Below are 17,638 nucleotides of genomic sequence, written 5' to 3'. Positions count from 1 at the left end.
CGGAACCGGCAGGACCCCCGCCGCCGCGGATCAGGGCGCCCTGCGCACCACCTTGCGGCGCACGAGGCGGTATGCCAGGAACCCGAGGGCGACCACCGCGGCGAACGGCAGGACGACCGCGAAGGCGACCAGCACCCCTCGCACCGCCACGCGGAACCCGTGCCAGCCGGTGCCGAAGGCGTGCCCCACGGTGGTCCAGAAGCCGCTGGGGTGGTGGGGCTTCGCCCGCGCCGGAGCGGCCGGCGGCTCGGAGAGCTTGAGCGTGATCGTCGCGAGGTCGGTACGCGACCTGAGCGAGGTCTGCTGCGCTTCGAGCGCTTCGAGCGCCGACTCCCGGGTGCTCAGCTCGCTCTCCAGCTTCACCACGTCGTCCAGGTCGGTCGCCTTGTCCATCAGGGCCCGCACCCGCGCCACGCTGGCCTGTTGCGACTTGATCCGGCTGCCGACGTCGACGACCTGCCCGGTGACGTCCGCCACGCTCACCTTGCGCTCCAGCAGGCGCCCGAGCCCGCCGAGTTCGGCGAGCACTGTGTCGTACGCGTCCGGCGGGACCCTGAGCTGGATCGTGGAGGTGGCCCGGCCGCTCGCGTCGACCGTCGTGGTCTCGTCGCCCGCGTAACCGCCGGCCCGGGTGGCGTACTGCCGGGCCTTGGCGAGCTGGTCCTGCACGTGCGGGGTGCGGACGCCGAGGGTCGCGGTGCGCACGAGGTAGCTGGCCGGCGTCGGCGTGCCCGTCGGCGTGCCGCCGGGTGCGCTGCCGTGCGCGGCGCCGGAGTCGGTGCTGCCGGAGCCGGTGGCGCCGGAGGGCGCGGTCGACGCCGCGGAGAAGGGCGCTTCGGCGGCCCGCTTCACTCCCGCGTCCGCCGACTTCGCCCCGGACGAGTCGCTGCCGCTGGACGCGCTGCACCCCCCGACGGCCACGGCGGCGGCCAGTAGCAGCGCGAGACCGGCCGCGCCCCTGCGCCCGAGGCGCCGCGGCCGAGCCCGGTCCGTTCTTCGCCAGATCTGCGTGTGGGTCATCAAATCCCCCCGGTGTCAGGGCTGTTGGGTCGCGATCGACGGTTGGACGGGCCCGGCCCGCGGCGGGTTTCAGGCGCGCGGTTCCGAAGGGGTCACGTTCGGAACTCGTTCCGGCGTCTGCGACAGTGGAGCCATGAGCCAGACGCGTGACGGCCGGGACAGCCGAGGTAATCAGGGCGACGGGCGTGGCGCCTCGGACGGCCCGGCGCGCGTCCCCGGGCGGGTCGTGGTGGTCGGCGGCGGGATCTCCGGACTGACCGCGGCCCTGGACCTCGCCAAGGGCGGCGCCCAGGTCACGCTGCTGGAAGCCGCGGAGCGGCTGGGCGGCAAGCTGTACGCCGACGAGATCGCCGGCGCCCCCGTGGACCTCGGCGCCGAGTCGATCCTCGCCCGGCGGCCCGAGGCGGTGCGGCTGGCCCGCGAGGTCGGGCTCGCCGACGACCTCCAGCCGCCCGCCGTCGGAGGCGCCACGCTGTGGACCCGCGACCGGCTGCGCCCGATGCCGCAGGGCCATGTGATGGGCGTGCCGGGCGACCTCGCCCCGCTCGCCGCCTCCGGGGTGCTGACGGCCGCGGGCCTGGCCCGTATCCCGCTCGACCACGTGCTGCCCCGCACCGACATCGGCGAGGACACGGGCATCGGCGCTTACGTCGCCGCCCGGCTGGGCCGCGAGGTGGTGGACCGGCTGGTCGAACCGCTGCTCGGCGGCGTCTACGCGGGCAACTCCTACGAGATCTCGCTGCGCGCCGCCGTACCGCAGCTCTACGCGGCCGCCCGCGACAGCCGCTCGCTGATCGAGGCGGCCCGCGGCATCCAGCGCAAGGCGGCCGCCGCCTCGACCGGCGGCCCGGTCTTCAACGGCATCCGCGGCGGGATCGGTCGGCTGCCGCTCGCGGTGGCCGACGCGTGCCGCGCCGCGGGCGTGAGGATCGTGACCGGCACCCCCGTACGGGAGTTGCGGCGCACCGGCCCGCACGAGTGGCGGGTCGGCCTGGACGGCCGCGAGCTGACCGCCGACGCGGTGGTGATCGCGGCGCCCGCACCCGTCGCGGCCGCGCTGCTCGCCGAGGAGGCACCGGCCGCCGCGGCCGAGCTGGGCGCGGTCGAGTACGCGAGCATGGCGCTGGTCACCATGGCCTTCCGCCGCCGCGACGTGCTCCAACTCCCGCTCAGCAGCGGCTTCCTGGTGCCTCCGGTGGACGGCCGGACGATCAAGGCGGCCACCTTCTCCAGCCGCAAGTGGGGCTGGCTCGACGAGGCCGGCGGCGACACGTTCGTGCTGCGCACCTCGGTCGGGCGGCACGGCGACACCGCCGACCTCGCCTGGGACGACACCGACCTGGTCCGACTCTCCCGGGAGGACCTGGGCGAGGCGGTGGGCCTGCGGGCCGCGCCGGTCGCCGCCCGGGTCACCCGCTGGGACGGCGGGCTGCCGCAGTACGCGGTCGGGCACGTGGACCGGGTGCGGCGGCTGCGCGAGCAGGCCGCGAAGCTGCCGGGCCTGGCGCTGTGCGGCGCGGTGTACGACGGGGTCGGCATCCCCGCCTGCGTCGGCAGCGGGCGCCGGGCCGCCGCCGAGGTGCTGGCCACCCTGGTGCCGGGCGGCGCGGGCGGCGCGGGAGAATAGCCGTATGACCGATTCGACCGCCGATCGCGCCCTCGACTCCGCCGCAGCAGCAGCCGCGGCCGACGCCACCCAGAACCGGCCCGCCAACGCGGGCAAGAAGGCCAAGGATCTCAACGAGGTCATCCGCTACACGCTCTGGTCGGTGTTCCGGCTCAAGGACGTGCTGCCGGCCGACCGCACCGGCTACGCGGACGAGGTGGAGGAGCTGTTCGCGCAGCTCGCCGCGAAGGACGTCACCGTACGCGGCACCTACGACCTGTCCGGGCTGCGGGCCGACGCCGATCTGATGATCTGGTGGCACGCGGAGACCGCCGAGGCGCTCCAGGACGCGTACAACCTCTTCCGCCGCACCTCGTTCGGCCGGGCGCTGGCCCCGGTGTGGTCCAACATGGCGCTGCACCGGCCGGCGGAGTTCAACAAGTCGCACGTGCCGGCGTTCCTCGCGGACGAGGAGCCGCGCGCGTACGTCAGCGTCTACCCGTTCGTGCGCTCCTACGACTGGTACCTGCTGCCCGACGAGGACCGTCGCAGGATGCTGGCCGACCACGGCAAGATGGCGCGGGGCTTCCCCGATGTGCGGGCCAACACGGTCGCTTCCTTCTCGCTGGGCGACTACGAGTGGATTCTCGCGTTCGAGGCGGACGAGCTGTACCGGATCGTGGACCTCATGCGGCACCTGCGTGCTTCCGAGGCGCGGCTGCACGTCCGTGAGGAGGTGCCCTTCTACACGGGGCGCCGCCGCCCCGTCGCCGAACTCGTCGCCGGGCTCGCCTGAGCGGACCCGCCGGGCTGCCCCGTTGGGGGCGCGGGGAACCGCGCGACAAGCCACCCACCGGCGGGTGGCCCTTCAACAGCCGGACCCACCACGCCGAAGGGTCCGCCTAGCCCCGAAGTGCCGGAACGTCCGCGATGACCGTCGCCGACCCGGGAGCGATCTCGGTGAAGCCCGCATCGCGGACGAGGGGGAGCCCGGACCCGGTCAGGCCCCGCCAGGCCGCAGGGGTTGCCGTGCGCACGGCAAGTCGGAACCCCGTTTTCCGCCAAGCGCGGCGCTCCTCGGGGGACAGCTCCCACCAGGCGAGTTGGGCGCCGTGGCCGGCCTGGGCCATGGCCTTGCCGGCGGACATGGTGATGTCGGGTGCCATCCACAGGACGGGGTGGGCCGGGTCGGCGGGCGGGGGCGGCTCGGGGTCGTCGAGTTCGGTGCCGGACACCTGGAGCTTGGCCAGGTCCTTCGGCCAGCCGTCGAGCGGGACCGGCGGGAAGACCCGGACCTCCGCGGTCTCGCCGGTCACGGTGATACCCGGCAGGGCCTCGGCCCGGCGCCACTCCCCGCGGCGGGCGCGCCGTACGACCTTGCGGATGCGGGCGTCCTGCCAGGCGTGGACCACCTCCGTCCACTCGCCGTCCTCGTCGGTCGCCCGCTCGTCGGACAGCAGGGTCAGGACGGCCCGGGCCGCGGTCTGTAGGGCGTCGGTGCGGGCCGGCGGCGCCTCGCGCTCGATCCGGACCACCAGGGGCAGGACGTACTGGGGCGCGGCGTCGCGGTCGACCGCCTCGTGCTGGAAGGGGCTGCTCACCCGGCCAGTCTCCCATCGGACCTGTGCGCCCCCCGCGGGGTGGGTCAGGATGGGGGTGTGCTGGAGACGAACGGGCTGCGGCTCGATCAGGTCGGGCGGCGCTACGGGGTGCGCGGGCCCTGGGTGTTGAGGGATGTCTCGCTGGAGGTGCCGGGCGGCTCTCTGGTGCGGGTCGAGGGCGCCAACGGCAGCGGGAAGTCCACGCTGCTGAGGATCGTCGCGGGCGTGGACTCGCCGACCGCCGGGTGCCTGACCGGGCGGCCGGACGCCGGTACCGCGTACGTGCCCGAGCGCTTCCCCGCGGCGCTGCCGTTCCCGGTGCTGCGCTACCTCACCCACCTCGGCGCGATCCGCGGCCTGCCTTCGGCCGCCGCCCGCGCCCGTGCCCTGTACTGGCTGGAGCGCTTCGGCATCACCGGGTACGCCGGGACCCCGCTCGACGAGCTGTCCAAGGGCACCAGCCAGAAGGTCGCCGTCGCGCAGGCGCTGCTCGCCGACCCGGAGTTGCTCGTCCTCGACGAGGCGTGGACCGGCCTGGACACCTCCGCCCGGGATGTCCTCGACGGCGTGGTGCGCGAACGGGTCGGCGCGGGCGCGACCGTCTTCTACGTCGACCACGACCCGCGCCGCCTGGCGGGGGAGGCGAGCGCGGTGTACGCGGTGACGGCGGGCGGAGCGGTCCGGGCGGCCGACGTGCGGGGCCGGGAGCGGCCGGGGGCTGCGCACCGCACCGGGGGCCGCGTCGTCGTCGAGGCCGCCGGGAGCGGTGAAGTGCCGCCCGCGGTCGAGCCGTTCGGGCCGTGGCGGGAGGGCGGCGGGCGGATCGGGGTGGAGGTGCCGGCGGAGGCGTCGGACGGTGTGCTGCGGGCCCTGCTCGGCGCGGAGCCGCCCTGGCACATCGAGGCCGTACGTGGCGGGGGCGTGCCGCGGCCCCGTATCCGCGCGGCGACCGGACCGGCCGGGTCCGTACCGGCCGCGAAGGCGCCCCCCGTGTCCGTACCGGCCGGGTCCGTACCGGCTGTGGACGCAGTGCCGGGGGCGGGCGGGCCGTACCGACGGCTCGGCGCGCTCGTGCGGTACCAGGCTGACCTGCTGCTGCGCTCGCACCGCTTCCTGCCGCCGCTGATCTTCTACGGCGCCGTGCTGGCCATCGGCGTCGCGGGCGGTGAGGCGCTGCTCGGCTCGCTGGGGTACGCGGCCGCGCTGCTGCTGCCGGTGGCCGCGTGGCTGGTGCGGGTGTGCGCGACGGGCGAGCCGCCGGCCGCGCGGGCCTGCACGGCCTCGGCGGTGGGGCCGGGCCGGGCCCATCTCGGGGCGCTGCTGGCCGCGTTGGGCGGGTCCGGGCTGCTCGGGCTGGTCGGCACCCTGGTGGTCACCGCGATCAGCGGCGCGCACACCGACGACATGCGGGCGGACATCCCGATCGGGCCGGCGCTGCTGGCCGGGCTGATGGCCGCGGCGGTCTCCGTGCTGCTCGGTACGGCGGTCGGCGCGCTGACCAACTCGCCGCTGCTGCCGGGGGCGGGCTGGTCGGTGCTGGTCACGGCGTTCGGCGCGGGCGCGGTGCTGCTGACCAGCGGTTCGCCCGCGCAGGCCGCGGTGACGTCGCTGGTGCACGGGTCGCAGTCAGGTGCGGTGCACTACCCGGTGGCCGCGCTCGCGGTGGCGGTCTGCGTGGCGGCCCTCGCGCTGGGCGGGTCGGTGCGGACGGTGGCCCGGCTGGGGACCGCGCGCGCCTGAAGTCGCCGTCCGGTGACGGCGGTCGGGTGGAAGTTCGCGCCGCGCCGGCCGGCCGCCAGGCTCACCCGCTGACAGCGGCGCCGTCCGCCATGGCACCGCCCGCCGCAGCCGTCCCGTCCGGTGCCCCGGACGCGCGTGCCCGCAGGCAGCTCGCGGCCAGTTCGTCCGCCCCGATCTGCGCCTCGTGGGTGCCGTGGTGCCCGCAGGCGAACGCCCCCGAGACCGAACCGGCCAGCGCGCACTGGTCGAGGTCGCCGCCGTCGAAGAGCGTGTGCAGGAAGGCGGTGACGTACGCGTCGCCCGCGCCGTTGCTGTCCACCACCGGCCGTTCGGGGCGGACCGCGGGCACGTGCCGGACCAGGTCGGGCCGGGCGCGGTCCAGGACGTACGAACCGTCGGCGCCGTCGGTGGCCACCGCAAGCCGGGCCCGGCCGCGGGCGACGATGTCGCGCAGCACGTCGGCCACCCCCTCCTTGACGGTGGCGGCGCTCATGAACACGTAGTCGGCGCCGTACGCCCACGGGTGGGCCGACGGGTCCGCGCCGTCCCAGGTGTGCAGGTCGGTGGACACGGGCACACCGCGCCGGCGGGCCGCGTCGAACAGCTCGCGGTTGACGTGCGAGCGGGCCAGGTACACATGCCGGGCCCGGTCCAGGTACGGGCCGCAGAAGGAGAGCGGCATCAGCAGGTCGGCGGGGTGCCGGCCGTCGAAGAAGGAGAACCTGCGGCCTTCGGCGTCGACCAGGTTGACGCTGCGCGGGGTGCCGGCGGGGGCCACCAGGTGGTCGAAGTCCAGGCCGACCGCCGCGTACTTGTCGAGGATCATCCGGCCGGGCGCGTCGTCGCCGAGGAAGTCCACGAACTTGGTGCGGCGGCCGAGCGCGTGGAAACCCAGCGCCACGCCGTTGCCGGTGTGCGCGACGTAGTCACGGACCGGCGGCACCCACACCGAGTCGCCGCCGGGGATCTTCAGCTCGTCCACCCGGACGATGGTGTCGATGCCGCTCCCGCCGACGACCAGGACGTCATAACGATCGGCCGCTCCGCCGGTCTCGATCCCGGCCCCGGTGCCGCGGTCGGCTCCGGTGCCCTCGGTGCTGTCGTCCACGGCCCATCCCCCCGGTTCGGTGTGTGCCGATCACCTTACGACCCGGGGGTGCGGGAGGGAGCGGATCAGGCCGTCACCGGGGGGCCTGCCGGCGGGGGCGCGATCAGCTCTCGGCGGGGGCCATCCGCAGCGAGATCGAGTTGATGCAGTAGCGCTGGTCGGTAGGGGTCGGATACCCCTCGCCCTCGAAGACGTGGCCCAGGTGCGAGCCGCAGTTCGCGCAGCGCACCTCCACCCGCACCATGCCCATCGAGCGGTCCTCGATCAGCTCCACCGCGTCGGAGTCGGCCGGGTCGTAGAAGGACGGCCAGCCGCAGTGCGACTCGAACTTCGTGTCCGACCGGAACAGCTCCGCGCCGCAGGCCCGGCAGGAGTAGACGCCCTCGGTCTTGGTGTCGGTGTACTCACCGGTGAACGGGCGCTCGGTGCCGGCCTGGCGCAGCACCGCGTACTCCTGCGGCGACAGCTCGGAGCGCCACTGCTCGTCGGTCTTGTCGACCTGGTACTTGCGCGCATCCTGCGACATGCGAACCTCCTCAGTCGGCCTCGGACGGCCTCAGTCGGCGAGCCGGGCGAGAATCAGGGGACCGAGGTCCGTCACGTCACCCGCCCCCATGGTGAGAACGAGATCACCGGGCTTCGCCATTCCCGCCACCAGCTCCACGGCCGCCTCCCGGTCGTGCACGGCGGTCACGTCGGCGCCCGCGGTCCGGGCCGCGGCCACGATCAGCTCGCTGGTGATGCCGGGGATCGGGTCCTCGCGGGCCGGGTAGATGTCCAGCACCAGCGACGCGTCCGCCAGGGCCAGCGCGCCGCCCATCTCGGTGCCCAGTTCCTTCGTACGGCTGAACAGGTGCGGCTGGAAGACCACCAGCACCCGGCCACCGTCGGCCGCCGAGGCGCCGTCCGGCCCGGAGGCGGTGGTCGTGGCCTGGCGGATCGCGGCCAGGTCGGCGGCCATCTCCGTCGGGTGGTGCGCGTAGGAGTCGATCACCTGCACGCCCGCGGCCTCGCCCTTGAGCTGGAGGCGGCGCTTGACGCCGGTGTACTTCGCCAGCGCGGACGCCAGGTTGCGGGCCGGGGCGCCGGCCGCGATGCCCGCGGCGAGCGCCGCGACCGCGTTGTGCGCGTAGTGGCTGCCCGGCACGGAGACCGTGAAGGTGAGCATCCGGCCGTCGAGCAGCACGCTGACCTCGCTGGTCAGGCCGCGCGGGTTGATCCGGGTGATACGGACGTCGGCGCCCTCGGCCTCGCCGACGGTCACCACGTTCAGACCGCCGATGTCCCGGACCCGGGCGGTCAGCTCGACCGCGCCGGGCTGGTCGGCCGAGACCACCAGGGTGCCGCCGGGCCGCACCTTGCCGACGAACTCCTCGAAGGACTCGTACACCTCCTCCAGGGAGGCGTAGTTGGCGTGGTGGTCCAGCTCGACGTTGAGCACCACCGCGACCTGCGGGGCGTACCGGTGGAAGCTGCGGTCGGACTCGTCGGCCTCGGCGACGAAGATCTCGCCGCCGCCGTGGTGCGCGTTGGAGCCCGGCGCGTCCAGGTCGCCGCCGATCGCGTACGACGGCTCCAGACCCAGCGAGGTCAGCGCGACCGCGAGCATCGAGGTGGTGGTGGTCTTGCCGTGGGTGCCCGCCACCGCGATCGGGACGGTGCCCGCCATCAGCGCGGCCAGCGCGTCGCTGCGGTGCACCACGGGCAGGCCGCGCTCGCGGGCCGCGACCAGCTCCGGGTTCTCCGCGCGGATCGCGCTGGACACGACCACGGCCGACGCGTCCGGCGCGAGGTGCGCCGCGTCGTGGCCGATGTGCACGGTGGCACCCAGCGCGCGCAGCGCCTGCGCGGTCTCGGAGTCCTTCGAGTCGCTGCCGGCCACCCGCGCCCCCCGCTGGGCGAGGATCTTCGCGATCCCCGACATCCCGGCGCCGCCGATGCCGATGAAGTGCGGTCGGTCCAGGTCGGGGGGTACGGGCGGGCCGGACGGGCTCATGCGCGGGTCTCCAGAGGGTGGTTCACTTATGTGCCGACGCCCGATTGTGGCACTAGTGCCGGGCAGTTTTCCTGACGGGCGTGCCGCCGGCTCAGTCGTGCTGCGCGAACAGCTTCAGCACGGGCACGCCCACCTTGTGCCGGGCCCGCGAGGTCCAGTCGCGGTGGAAGAACTCCTCCACGAAGTGCGGCGCGGTCAGCACCACCACCTCGTCGGCCTGGTGCTCCTCCACCACCGCCTTCAGCTTGTCCAGCGGGTGGCTCTCCACCACCTCGCCCTCGGCCGGCACCCCGGCGGCCCGCAGCGCCTCCAGGGAGTGCGCGAGGGAGCGCTCGGCGGGCGGAAAGGCGTCCTGGCCCTCCGGCACCTCGTTCTCCCGGGCGGCGTCGTCGAGGTAGCCGAGCGCCACGTCGTCCACGGCGCGCAGCAGGCGGTCCTGGTCGCCGCGGGGCTGCATGAGCACGACGAAGGAGACCTGCTCGTCGCCGTGGAGCGTGGTGACCAGCTCCACATCGGCCGCGGCGAGCGGCTTCTCGATCATGAGTACGGTCGTGAACACGGACGCGTCCTTCTCTCTCGCGAACGAGGCCCCGATCTTCACCGGGCGCCGATTCCATTCTTCCCGCGGTTCGCGAAGCGGAACGAACGAATCCGCTTTTTTCCGCCGCGCGTCCCCCGGGAGAGTGCCTTATGCCGTGACCTGCGCCTCCGTCTGCTTGACGTAGCGGGTGAACAGGAAGCCGTCCTCCTCCAGGACCGACACCGGTACGAAGCGGGCCGGACCGGCGACACCGGGCCCGTTCATGATCCGCGGCGCGTCACCGCCGACGGCGAACGGTGCCACCGTCAGGCACAGCTCGTCCACCACCCCGGCCGCCGCGAACTGCGCGAGCACCCGCGGGCCGCCCTCGTGCAGCAGCCGGGACAGGCCCAGCGCGGCCAGCTCGCGCACCGCGCGGGCCGGGTCCACGCCGTCGCCGTCCCCGGCGACCACCACCCGCGCTCCCGCGGCTTCGGCCGCGGCCAGCGCCTTGCGGTCCGCGCCCGCGCCGGTCAGCAGCAGCGTCGGCGTGGTCGCGGCGGTGAACAGCGGTGCCGCGAAGTCCAGGTCGAGCCGCCGGCTGATCACGGCGATGGCCGGAGCCGGAGTCTGGCCGTCCGCCGCGCGCCGTTCGGCGAACGACGGGCGGGCCTTTCCGGGCCGGTACCCCTCGTTCCTGACCGTCTCCGCGCCGACCACGACCGCGTCGGCCAGGGCGCGCAGGGTGCCGAAGATCCGCATGTCGGCGGCGGAGGAGAGCGCGGTCGACGTGCCGTCGTGGGTCGCCGCGCCGTCGAGCGAGGAGACCATGTTCGCCCGCAGGTACGGGCCCGCCTCCCGCGGGGGGTACGCGTAGGTGTGCACCAGGTCCACCGGGTTCGCCGTGTCCGGTCCTGGCGGGGGGAACAGTTGCTGCATTTTTGCAGTCTCCCACCCGCCGGCCCGTCACCTCGCGCCGCGCCGTGCCGGAATCGCCCACCTGGTCACGTCCGGCGGCCGAGTGCCCTTCTTCGTCCGATCCGCCCTCCTTCGCCCGCCCGCCACCCGTGCGCGGGACACCGGGCCCCTACCGGTAGGGTGGGATGTCGTGCCAGGGGATGTCGCCGCAGGAATAGCCGCACCGGTCGCGCTCACGGAGCGTGACCCGCACGTGGATGCCGGGCGGCTGCTCGCCGAGCTGGTGCCCCCGCCGCGGTTCGACTCCGTGCGCTTCTCGACCTACGTCCCGGACCCGGCGCAGCCCAGCCAGTCCCGTGCGGTGCGCGCGCTGGAGGAGTTCGCGGCCGGGCTCGGCGGACCCGCGCAGGGAACCGCCCGGCGCAGGTGGTTCCGCGGCAAGGCGCCCGAGCGGCCCGCGACCCCCGGCGGGATCTACCTGGACGGCGGCTACGGCGTCGGCAAGACGCACCTGCTCGCGTCGCTGTGGCACGCCACCGACGCGCCGCCCGCGCAGAAGGCGTTCGGCACGTTCGTGGAGCTGACCAACCTGGTGGGCGCGCTCGGGTTCCGCCCGGCCGTCGACGCGCTCAGCTCCCACCGCCTGGTCTGCATCGACGAGTTCGAGCTGGACGACCCGGGCGACACCGTCCTGGTCTCCACGCTGCTGGCCCGGCTCGCCGCGGCCGGGGTGCGGCTCGCCGCGACCTCCAACACGCTGCCCGGCAAGCTCGGCGAGGGCCGGTTCGCCGCCGCCGACTTCATGCGGGAGATCCAGGGGCTGTCCGAGAGGTTCACCTCGCTGCGGATCGACGGGGACGACTACCGGCACCGGGGGCTGCCGCAGGCGCCCGACCCGTACAGCGACGAGCAGGTCACCGCGGCCGCCGCCCGTACGCCCGGTGCGGCGCTCGACGACTTCGGGCCGCTCGCGGAGCACCTCGCGAAGGTGCATCCCAGCAGGTACGGGGCCCTCGTCGACGGGATCGACGCGGTTTTCCTGCGGGGGGTGCGGCAGGTGACGGACCAGGCCGCCGCCTTGCGTCTGGTGGTGCTCGCCGACCGGCTCTACGACCGTGAGGTGCCCGTGATGGCCTCCGGGGTGCCCTTCGACCAGCTCTTCTCGGCGGAGATGCTCCGCGGGGGGTACCGGAAGAAGTACTTCCGGGCCGTCTCACGCCTCACCTCGCTGGCTCGCGAAGCTTCTCGGCTGGCCTGACCCCCCGGGGTGGGTGGTTCTGTCGGTCGAGGGACCACCTGCCGGTGGGGGCTTGTCGCGCAGTTCCTCCCCCAGAGCTTCGCCTGGGAGGTGCCCCCAGCGCCCCTGAGTGTGTGCGGCTCCTTCCGCGAGATGAACGGGCGGCCCGGGCGGATGGCGGAGCGGAAGGAATACCCGCAGGATCGGGGCATGGCGAAGAAACTGCGTACGCTGCTGCGCGTGGAGCCGGGCAGTGGCCCGGTGGACCTGTCGGCGTACGACCCGCGGGGGACCCCGGGCGGCCCGAAGAACAAGAAGCACGGCCTCGCCGAGATCGAGCGGATGCGCCCGCACCTCGCCGAACTGCAGGAGCGGCTGTTCGCGCAGAGTGCCGTGGGCGGCGACCAGCGCCGCGTGCTGCTGGTGCTTCAGGGCATGGACACCTCCGGCAAGGGCGGCACCGTCAAGCACGTGGTGTCGGGGCTGAACCCGGCCGGCCTGCGGGTGCGCGCGTTCAAGGCGCCCACCGCGGAGGAGCGCCGCCACAACTTCCTGTGGCGCATCCGCAGAGCCCTCCCGCACCCCGGCGAGATCGGCGTCTTCGACCGCTCGCACTACGAGGACGTGCTGATCGTCAGGGTGCACGACATGGTGCCCCGGTCGGTCTGGAGCCGTCGCTACGCCGCGATCAACCGGTTCGAGCAGTCGCTCACCGACGGCGGGGTGACCGTGCTGAAGGTCTTCCTGCACATCAGCCCCCAGGAGCAGCGGGCCCGGCTGCTGGCCCGGCTGGACCGGCCGGACAAGCACTGGAAGTTCAGCCCGACCGACGTCGAGGAACGCGAGCGGTGGCCGGACTACCAGGAGGCGTACCAGGTGGCGCTGGAGCGGTGCTCGACCGAGGCCGCGCCCTGGTACGTCGTGCCGGCCGACCGCAAGTGGTACCGGAACTGGGCGATCAGCCGGCTGCTGCTGGAGCACCTGGAGCGGATCGACCCGGCGTACCCGCAACCGGATCTGGACGTGGACAAGTACCGCAAGCTGCTGCTCGCCACCTGACCCCGCCCGCGGCTCAGCCCGAGCAGGCGGTGCGCTGGGCCTCCTGCCACGCGCAGACCGGGCAGAGCGTCGCGCCCTTCGTGCTGTTGGGGTACTCGGTGGGTTCACCGCACAGCACGCAGTCGGCGCGGGGCTCCGTCGGGTCGTCCGCGGGGTCGCCGGGTGCGGGCCGCTGCTCTGCGGGCCGCTGGTCCGGGTGCGTGTCGCTCATCCCTCCACGCTAGTCCGCTCGGGGGCCGTGTCGCGGGCGCGCAGCACCGCCGCACCGCGCGCGGGGAGCTGGACGGCCGGGCCGGGCAGGGTGCGGCAGGCCGGGCGCGCCAGCAGGATGTCGCAGGGCGTGTTGAGCGGGATGCGCGCGGGGGCGTCGGAGAAGTTCACCAGCACCCGGAAGGGCCCGCGGGCGATCCGCAGCGTCCGGCCGCCGGCGGTGGCGGTGACCGTGTCCAACTGGGGCGAGGTCAGCGCGGGTTCGGCCCGGCGCAGGGCGATCAGGGCCCGGTACCACTCCAGCAGTTCGCGGTGCGCGGGCTTCTCGGCCTCCGCCCAGTCCAGGCAGGAGCGGTTCCGGGTGGCCGGGTCCTGCGGGTCGGGCACGTCCTCCTCGGCCCAGCCGTGCTCGGCGAACTCCCGCCGCCGCCCCCGGGTGATGGCCGCGGCCAGCTCCGGGTCGTCGTGGTCGGTGAAGAACTGCCAGGGCGTGGTCGCCCCCCACTCCTCGCCCATGAACAGCATCGGGGTGAACGGCGAGGTCAGCACCAGCGCGGCGGCGGCGCCGAGCTGCCCCGCGGTCAGCCGGTCGCCGGTCGCGCGGTTGCCGACCTGGTCGTGGGTCTGGGCGTAGCCCAGCAGGCGGTGCGCGGGCACCGTCGGCACGTCCAGCGGGCGGCCGTGGTGGCGGCCGCGGAAGGACGACCAGGTGCCGTCGTGGAAGAAGCCGTGGGTGAGCACCTTCGCGAGGGCGGCGGGCCCGGCCGCGGCGAAGTCGGCGTAGTAGCCCTGCGCCTCGCCGGTGACCGCGGTGTGCACCGCGTGGTGGAAGTCGTCGTTCCACTGCGCGTGCAGGCCCAGGCCGCCGGCCTCGCGCGGCGCGGTGGTGTGCGGGTCGTTCAGGTCGGACTCGGCGATCAGGAACAGCGGGCGGCCGAGCGCGGCCGACAGCCCGTCCACGGCGGTGGACAGCTCCTCCAGGAAGTGCAGCGCGCGGGTGTCGACCAGCGCGTGCACCGCGTCCAGCCGCAGGCCGTCGAGGCGGTAGTCGCGCAGCCAGGCCAGCGCGCTGCCGATCAGGAAGTCCCGCACCTCGTCGGAGCCGGGCGCGTCGAGGTTGACCGCGTCGCCCCAGGGGGTGTGGTGCCGGTCGGTGAAGTAAGGGCCGAACGGCGGCAGGTGGTTGCCCGAGGGGCCGAGGTGGTTGTGCACCACGTCCAGCACGACGCCCAGGCCGTGCGCGTGTGCCGCGTCGACAAAGCGCTTCATCGCCTCGGGGCCGCCGTAGGGCTCGTGCACCGCCCACAGCGACACGCCTTCGTACCCCCATCCGTTGGTGCCGGGGAAGGGGCAGACCGGCATCAGCTCCACATGGGTGATGCCGAGCCTGGCCAGGTGGGACAGCCGCTCCACCGCCGCGTCGAAGGTGCCCTCGGTGGTGAAGGTGCCGACGTGCAGCTCGTAGAGCACCGCGCCCGGCAGCCCGCGGCCCGGCCATGGCGACCTCCACTCGTAGGCGTCCTGGTCGACCACCGCGCTCGGTCCGTCCGGGCCGTCCGGCTGCCGCCGCGAGCGCGGGTCCGGCAGCGGTTGTCCGCCGTCGAGCCGGTACGCGTACCGGGTGCCGGGCCCCGCCGCGAGCTCGGCCCGCCACCAGCCGGTGCGCGCGGGGTCGGGCCCCATGGCGTACGCCTGCCCGTCGATCAGCGCCTCCACCTGGCGGGCGTTCGGCGCCCACACCTCGAACAGCACGCAACGGCTCCCGTCCGGCCGGGTCGTCCCGGCCCTGCTTCGTGGTCCTATCCGGTCCCGCTCGTCCTTACGGCCTTGGTCTTACGGTCTCTCGTCCCTGCGGTCTCGTCCCTGCGGTGGGGCGCCCGGTCACCGAACCCGGTCCCCGAACCCGGTCCCCGGGCACATGCATGCCCGGGGACCGCCTCGTCTAGACGAAGTCCACCCGTTCCTGGGTGATCGGATAGCCGGCCCGGGCGAAGTTGCGGGCCATCGGGAAGTTCGGCTGGTCGGTGGCCGCGGCGATCCGGGTGGCGCCGCGGTCCACCAGGTCGTGGCTGCACTCCACCAGCAGGTCGTAGGAGTAGCCGTGGCCGCGCTGCTCGGGGACGACCGCGATGAAGCCGATGCACGCCATGGACGGGTTCTCCGCCGGGATGTGCACGCCGACCACCTCGCCGTCCGGGGTGTAGGCGACCCGCCGCCAGTCGTTGGGGGAGGGCATCCAGTCGAGGACGCCGAGGGTCTCGTCCAACGCGGCGTCCAGGCCGTGCTCGTCGAGCATCAACCGGTCGTGGGCGTCGAGCGTGCCGGTCATGATCCGGGCCATCACTGCGCGGAAGGCGTCGTCGTCGGGCTCCGGCCGGTAGACCAGCCGGCCGGTGCGGGCGGGCAGCGGGTCCTCGCCCGCGGTCCAGGTGTAGCGGTAGCGCTCCACGAGCTTGCGCATCCCGGCCGCCTCGACGGCCGCGGCGCGCGCCTCGTACGCGGCGCGCAGGCCGGGCCGGTCGCGCCAGCCGGGCGGCAGGATCAGCGCGTACTCGGCGGACAGCGGTGCGGCGCGCAGCAGTTCGACGGCCGCGGACCGCTCGCCGTCGGCGAAGTCGAACCAGTCGAGGGCGACCGGCTCGGTGTCGCCGGGCTTGGCCCACCACGCGGCGCGGGCCACCACGACGCCGTCGCGCAGCGCGACCCACGACCACTCGGGGCGGTACTCCCCGCCGGCGTCGAGCAGCGCGAACTCCTGGCCGAGCAGGGCGCGGCCGAGCTTCTCCGCGACGGGGAGGGAGCCGAACAGGGCGGACTCGCCCGCGGTGAGCGAGCGAAGTACGAGATCAGACATGTGAGTCCTTCGGGAGTCAGCGGTGCGCTCCCGGTCGGGTCACGAACGTCCAGCGGACGGGCGGGAGCGCGGCACAGTGGATGTCGACATCGCTCTCGCCTCCTCTTCCGGGTTCTGGCTGGACGTGTTCCGCGACCCTAGCGCGCCCTGCCCGGCGGGTGCCACCGCTTTTTCCGGGCCCCGGCCCGGTTCGTCCCGCCCGGGCGCCGCCGTCCCGCCCGGGCGCCCGCCTCGCGGCCGGGCGCCGCCCTCTCGGCCGGGGTTCCGCCCTCCCCGCCCGGGCTTCGCTCATCCCACCTGGTGCAGCGCCCGCCCGGCCAGCGTCAGGAACACCTCGCCGACCGCCTCCGACAGCGTCGGGTGCGGGTGGACGTGCCGCGCCACGTCCGCCGGCTCCGCCTCCCAGCCCACCACCAGCTGGCTCTCGGCGATCATCTCCGAGACGTTCGGCCCGACCAGGTGCACCCCCAGCACCGGCCCGCCCCGTTCCGCGACCACCTTCACGCTGCCGCCCAGCCCGTGCACCATGCCCTTCGCGACCGCCGTCAGCGGCATCGAGTTCACCACGACCTGGTCCGGGCCCCGTTCGGCGCGCGCCTGCTCCTCGGTCAGGCCGACCGACGCCGTCTGCGGGCTGGAGTAGGTCACCCGCGGCACCGCCGCGTAGTCCACCGGCGCCGGACCGAGCCCCGCCAGCGTCTCGGCGACCACCAGGCCCTCCGCGAACGACGCGTGCGCCAGGCCGAGCGACGGCGGCGGCAGCAGATCGCCGACCACGTGGATACCGGACACCGACGTCTCCAGCCGATCCCAGTCCGCCGGGGCCACGTAGCCGCGCGGGTCCCGGCCGAGCCCGGCGGCGGCCAGGTCGAGGCCGTCGGTGACCGGCTCCCGGCCCACGGCGACCAGCAGCCGCTCGACGTCCAGCTCCACCACCTGGCCGCGCGCGGTGCGCACCGTCGCCCGCACCCCGGTGGCGTGGGTCGCGGCGTCCTCCAGGCGGGTGCCGGTGAGCACCTCGATTCCGCGCTTCTTCAGCCCGCGCGCCAGTTGCCGCGACACTTCCCGGTCCTCCAGCGGCAGCAGCCGGTCGGCGGCCTCCACCAGCACCACCCGGGCGCCCATCGAGCGGTGCAGCGACGCGTACTCGACGCCGATCGCGCCGCCGCCCAGCACCAGTACCGACTCCGGCAGCCCCGGCGCGAACAGCGCGTCGTCGCTGGTCACCACCCGCCGGCCGTCGGGGGACAGGCCCGGCAGCAGCCGCGGCCGCGACCCGGTGGCCAGCACGATCCCGCGCCGCGCGGTGTACGCGGTCCCGCCGGCACTGACCGTCCGCGGCCCGCGCAGGCTCGCCGCGGCGTGCACGACGCGTACGCCCGCGTGCGCGAGGTGGCCGGTGACGCCCTGGTGGTTGCGGGCCACGATGCCGTCGCGGGTCGCGGTCAGCGCCGCCCAGTCGACGGAGTCCACGGTCGCCTTCACCCCCCACCGCTCACGGGCCTCGGCGATGCCGTCCACGAGTTCGGCGGCGTGCAGCATCGCCTTGCTGGGGATGCAGCCGCGGTGCAGGCAGGTGCCGCCGAGCAGGTCGCGTTCGGCGAGGAGCACGTCGAGGCCGAGCGCCGCGGCCCGCAGCGCGGTGCTGTAGCCGCCGGTGCCGCCCCCGATCACGATGACGTCGGCGGCGCCGGGGTCGTCGGGGGCCTGGGCCTGGGCCGGGTGGCGCGGTGCGGTGCGGGGTTCCATGGCGGCCAGTCTCCGGCCGG

Annotated in this window: 16 protein-coding genes; 5 read left to right on the top strand and 11 right to left on the bottom strand. The window is 74.7% G+C overall.

The features are described from left to right. Positions 1-30: 30 nt before the first annotated feature. The gene (locus tag OG896_RS08385; RefSeq protein WP_329363832.1) at positions 31-1,020 is read right to left on the bottom strand and encodes a DUF4349 domain-containing protein; all 990 of its coding nucleotides are present in this window, start codon (positions 1,018-1,020) and stop codon (positions 31-33) included. A gap of 133 nt (positions 1,021-1,153) precedes the next feature. On the opposite strand from OG896_RS08385, the gene hemG reads away from it, so the two are divergent. Then, on the top strand, positions 1,154-2,647 hold the full coding sequence (gene hemG, locus OG896_RS08380; RefSeq protein WP_329363830.1) for a protoporphyrinogen oxidase: 1,494 nt from the start codon (positions 1,154-1,156) through the stop codon (positions 2,645-2,647). A gap of 4 nt (positions 2,648-2,651) precedes the next feature. Continuing rightward, positions 2,652-3,422: a hydrogen peroxide-dependent heme synthase gene (hemQ, locus tag OG896_RS08375; protein WP_328470469.1), complete on the top strand. Its 771-nt coding sequence runs from the start codon at positions 2,652-2,654 to the stop codon at positions 3,420-3,422. Positions 3,423-3,528: 106 nt separating this feature from the next. Here hemQ and OG896_RS08370 read toward each other — a convergent pair whose 3' ends face one another. After that, positions 3,529-4,227 carry an aminoacyl-tRNA hydrolase gene (locus OG896_RS08370; protein ID WP_329363828.1) on the bottom strand — a complete coding sequence of 233 codons (699 nt, stop codon included), beginning with the start codon at positions 4,225-4,227 and terminating at the stop codon, positions 3,529-3,531. Positions 4,228-4,284: 57 nt separating this feature from the next. Between OG896_RS08370 and OG896_RS08365 the strand changes: the two genes are divergently transcribed. Continuing rightward, a complete protein-coding gene (locus tag OG896_RS08365; RefSeq protein WP_329363827.1) occupies positions 4,285-5,967 on the top strand; it encodes an ATP-binding cassette domain-containing protein in 1,683 nt (560 codons plus the stop codon). 61 nt (positions 5,968-6,028) lie between these two features. On the opposite strand, the gene OG896_RS08360 is transcribed toward OG896_RS08365, so the two are convergent. The 5 genes from OG896_RS08360 to OG896_RS08340 form a co-directional block, all read right to left on the bottom strand. Then, positions 6,029-7,075 carry a carbohydrate kinase family protein gene (locus OG896_RS08360; RefSeq protein WP_329363825.1) on the bottom strand — a complete coding sequence of 349 codons (1,047 nt, stop codon included), beginning with the start codon at positions 7,073-7,075 and terminating at the stop codon, positions 6,029-6,031. 103 nt (positions 7,076-7,178) lie between these two features. Then, the gene (gene msrB / locus OG896_RS08355) at positions 7,179-7,601 is read right to left on the bottom strand and encodes a peptide-methionine (R)-S-oxide reductase MsrB (RefSeq protein WP_328470477.1); all 423 of its coding nucleotides are present in this window, start codon (positions 7,599-7,601) and stop codon (positions 7,179-7,181) included. A 30-nt stretch (positions 7,602-7,631) separates the two neighbouring features. After that, the gene (murC, locus tag OG896_RS08350) at positions 7,632-9,071 is read right to left on the bottom strand and encodes a UDP-N-acetylmuramate--L-alanine ligase (RefSeq protein ID WP_329363822.1); all 1,440 of its coding nucleotides are present in this window, start codon (positions 9,069-9,071) and stop codon (positions 7,632-7,634) included. Between the two features lie 91 nt (positions 9,072-9,162). Next, positions 9,163-9,630 (bottom strand): indole-3-glycerol phosphate synthase, encoded by a 468-nt coding sequence (locus OG896_RS08345; protein ID WP_329363820.1) that lies wholly within the window; start codon positions 9,628-9,630, stop codon positions 9,163-9,165. 129 nt (positions 9,631-9,759) lie between these two features. Continuing rightward, positions 9,760-10,530, bottom strand: coding sequence for a pyrimidine reductase family protein (locus tag OG896_RS08340; protein ID WP_329363819.1), 771 nt, complete (start codon positions 10,528-10,530; stop codon positions 9,760-9,762). Between the two features lie 169 nt (positions 10,531-10,699). Between OG896_RS08340 and zapE the strand changes: the two genes are divergently transcribed. Continuing rightward, positions 10,700-11,767 (top strand): cell division protein ZapE, encoded by a 1,068-nt coding sequence (zapE, locus tag OG896_RS08335; protein WP_329363818.1) that lies wholly within the window; start codon positions 10,700-10,702, stop codon positions 11,765-11,767. A 189-nt stretch (positions 11,768-11,956) separates the two neighbouring features. Then, positions 11,957-12,805 (top strand): polyphosphate kinase 2 family protein, encoded by an 849-nt coding sequence (locus tag OG896_RS08330; RefSeq protein ID WP_328470487.1) that lies wholly within the window; start codon positions 11,957-11,959, stop codon positions 12,803-12,805. 13 nt (positions 12,806-12,818) lie between these two features. On the opposite strand, the gene OG896_RS08325 is transcribed toward OG896_RS08330, so the two are convergent. The 4 genes from OG896_RS08325 to lpdA all read right to left on the bottom strand — a co-directional run bounded on the left by OG896_RS08325 (position 12,819) and on the right by lpdA (position 17,618). Then, the gene (locus tag OG896_RS08325) at positions 12,819-13,016 is read right to left on the bottom strand and encodes a hypothetical protein (protein WP_329363816.1); all 198 of its coding nucleotides are present in this window, start codon (positions 13,014-13,016) and stop codon (positions 12,819-12,821) included. Then, a complete protein-coding gene (treZ, locus tag OG896_RS08320) occupies positions 13,013-14,767 on the bottom strand; it encodes a malto-oligosyltrehalose trehalohydrolase (protein WP_329363814.1) in 1,755 nt (584 codons plus the stop codon). Before treZ ends, OG896_RS08325 begins: the two co-directional genes overlap by 4 nt. 190 nt (positions 14,768-14,957) lie before the next feature. Continuing rightward, positions 14,958-15,869: a GNAT family N-acetyltransferase gene (locus tag OG896_RS08315; protein WP_329363812.1), complete on the bottom strand. Its 912-nt coding sequence runs from the start codon at positions 15,867-15,869 to the stop codon at positions 14,958-14,960. A 288-nt stretch (positions 15,870-16,157) separates the two neighbouring features. Then, positions 16,158-17,618, bottom strand: coding sequence for a dihydrolipoyl dehydrogenase (gene lpdA, locus OG896_RS08310; protein WP_329363810.1), 1,461 nt, complete (start codon positions 17,616-17,618; stop codon positions 16,158-16,160). Between the last annotated feature and the right edge of the window lie 20 nt (positions 17,619-17,638).

Source organism: Streptomyces sp. NBC_00669, assembly GCF_036226785.1.
In the GTDB taxonomy this organism is placed as follows: Bacteria; Actinomycetota; Actinomycetes; order Streptomycetales; family Streptomycetaceae; genus Actinacidiphila.
This window is presented reverse-complemented; position numbering and strand designations above follow the sequence as displayed.

Coding starts and splice junctions, on each gene's coding strand:
- OG896_RS08385 (WP_329363832.1), bottom strand. CDS start 1,020: ATGACCCACACGCAGATCTGGCGAAGAACGGACCGGGCTCGGCCGCGG.
- hemG (WP_329363830.1), top strand. CDS start 1,154: ATGAGCCAGACGCGTGACGGCCGGGACAGCCGAGGTAATCAGGGCGAC.
- hemQ (WP_328470469.1), top strand. CDS start 2,652: ATGACCGATTCGACCGCCGATCGCGCCCTCGACTCCGCCGCAGCAGCA.
- msrB (WP_328470477.1), bottom strand. CDS start 7,601: ATGTCGCAGGATGCGCGCAAGTACCAGGTCGACAAGACCGACGAGCAG.
- murC (WP_329363822.1), bottom strand. CDS start 9,071: ATGAGCCCGTCCGGCCCGCCCGTACCCCCCGACCTGGACCGACCGCAC.
- OG896_RS08340 (WP_329363819.1), bottom strand. CDS start 10,530: ATGCAGCAACTGTTCCCCCCGCCAGGACCGGACACGGCGAACCCGGTG.
- OG896_RS08330 (WP_328470487.1), top strand. CDS start 11,957: ATGGCGAAGAAACTGCGTACGCTGCTGCGCGTGGAGCCGGGCAGTGGC.
- OG896_RS08325 (WP_329363816.1), bottom strand. CDS start 13,016: ATGAGCGACACGCACCCGGACCAGCGGCCCGCAGAGCAGCGGCCCGCA.
- OG896_RS08315 (WP_329363812.1), bottom strand. CDS start 15,869: ATGTCTGATCTCGTACTTCGCTCGCTCACCGCGGGCGAGTCCGCCCTG.
- lpdA (WP_329363810.1), bottom strand. CDS start 17,618: ATGGAACCCCGCACCGCACCGCGCCACCCGGCCCAGGCCCAGGCCCCC.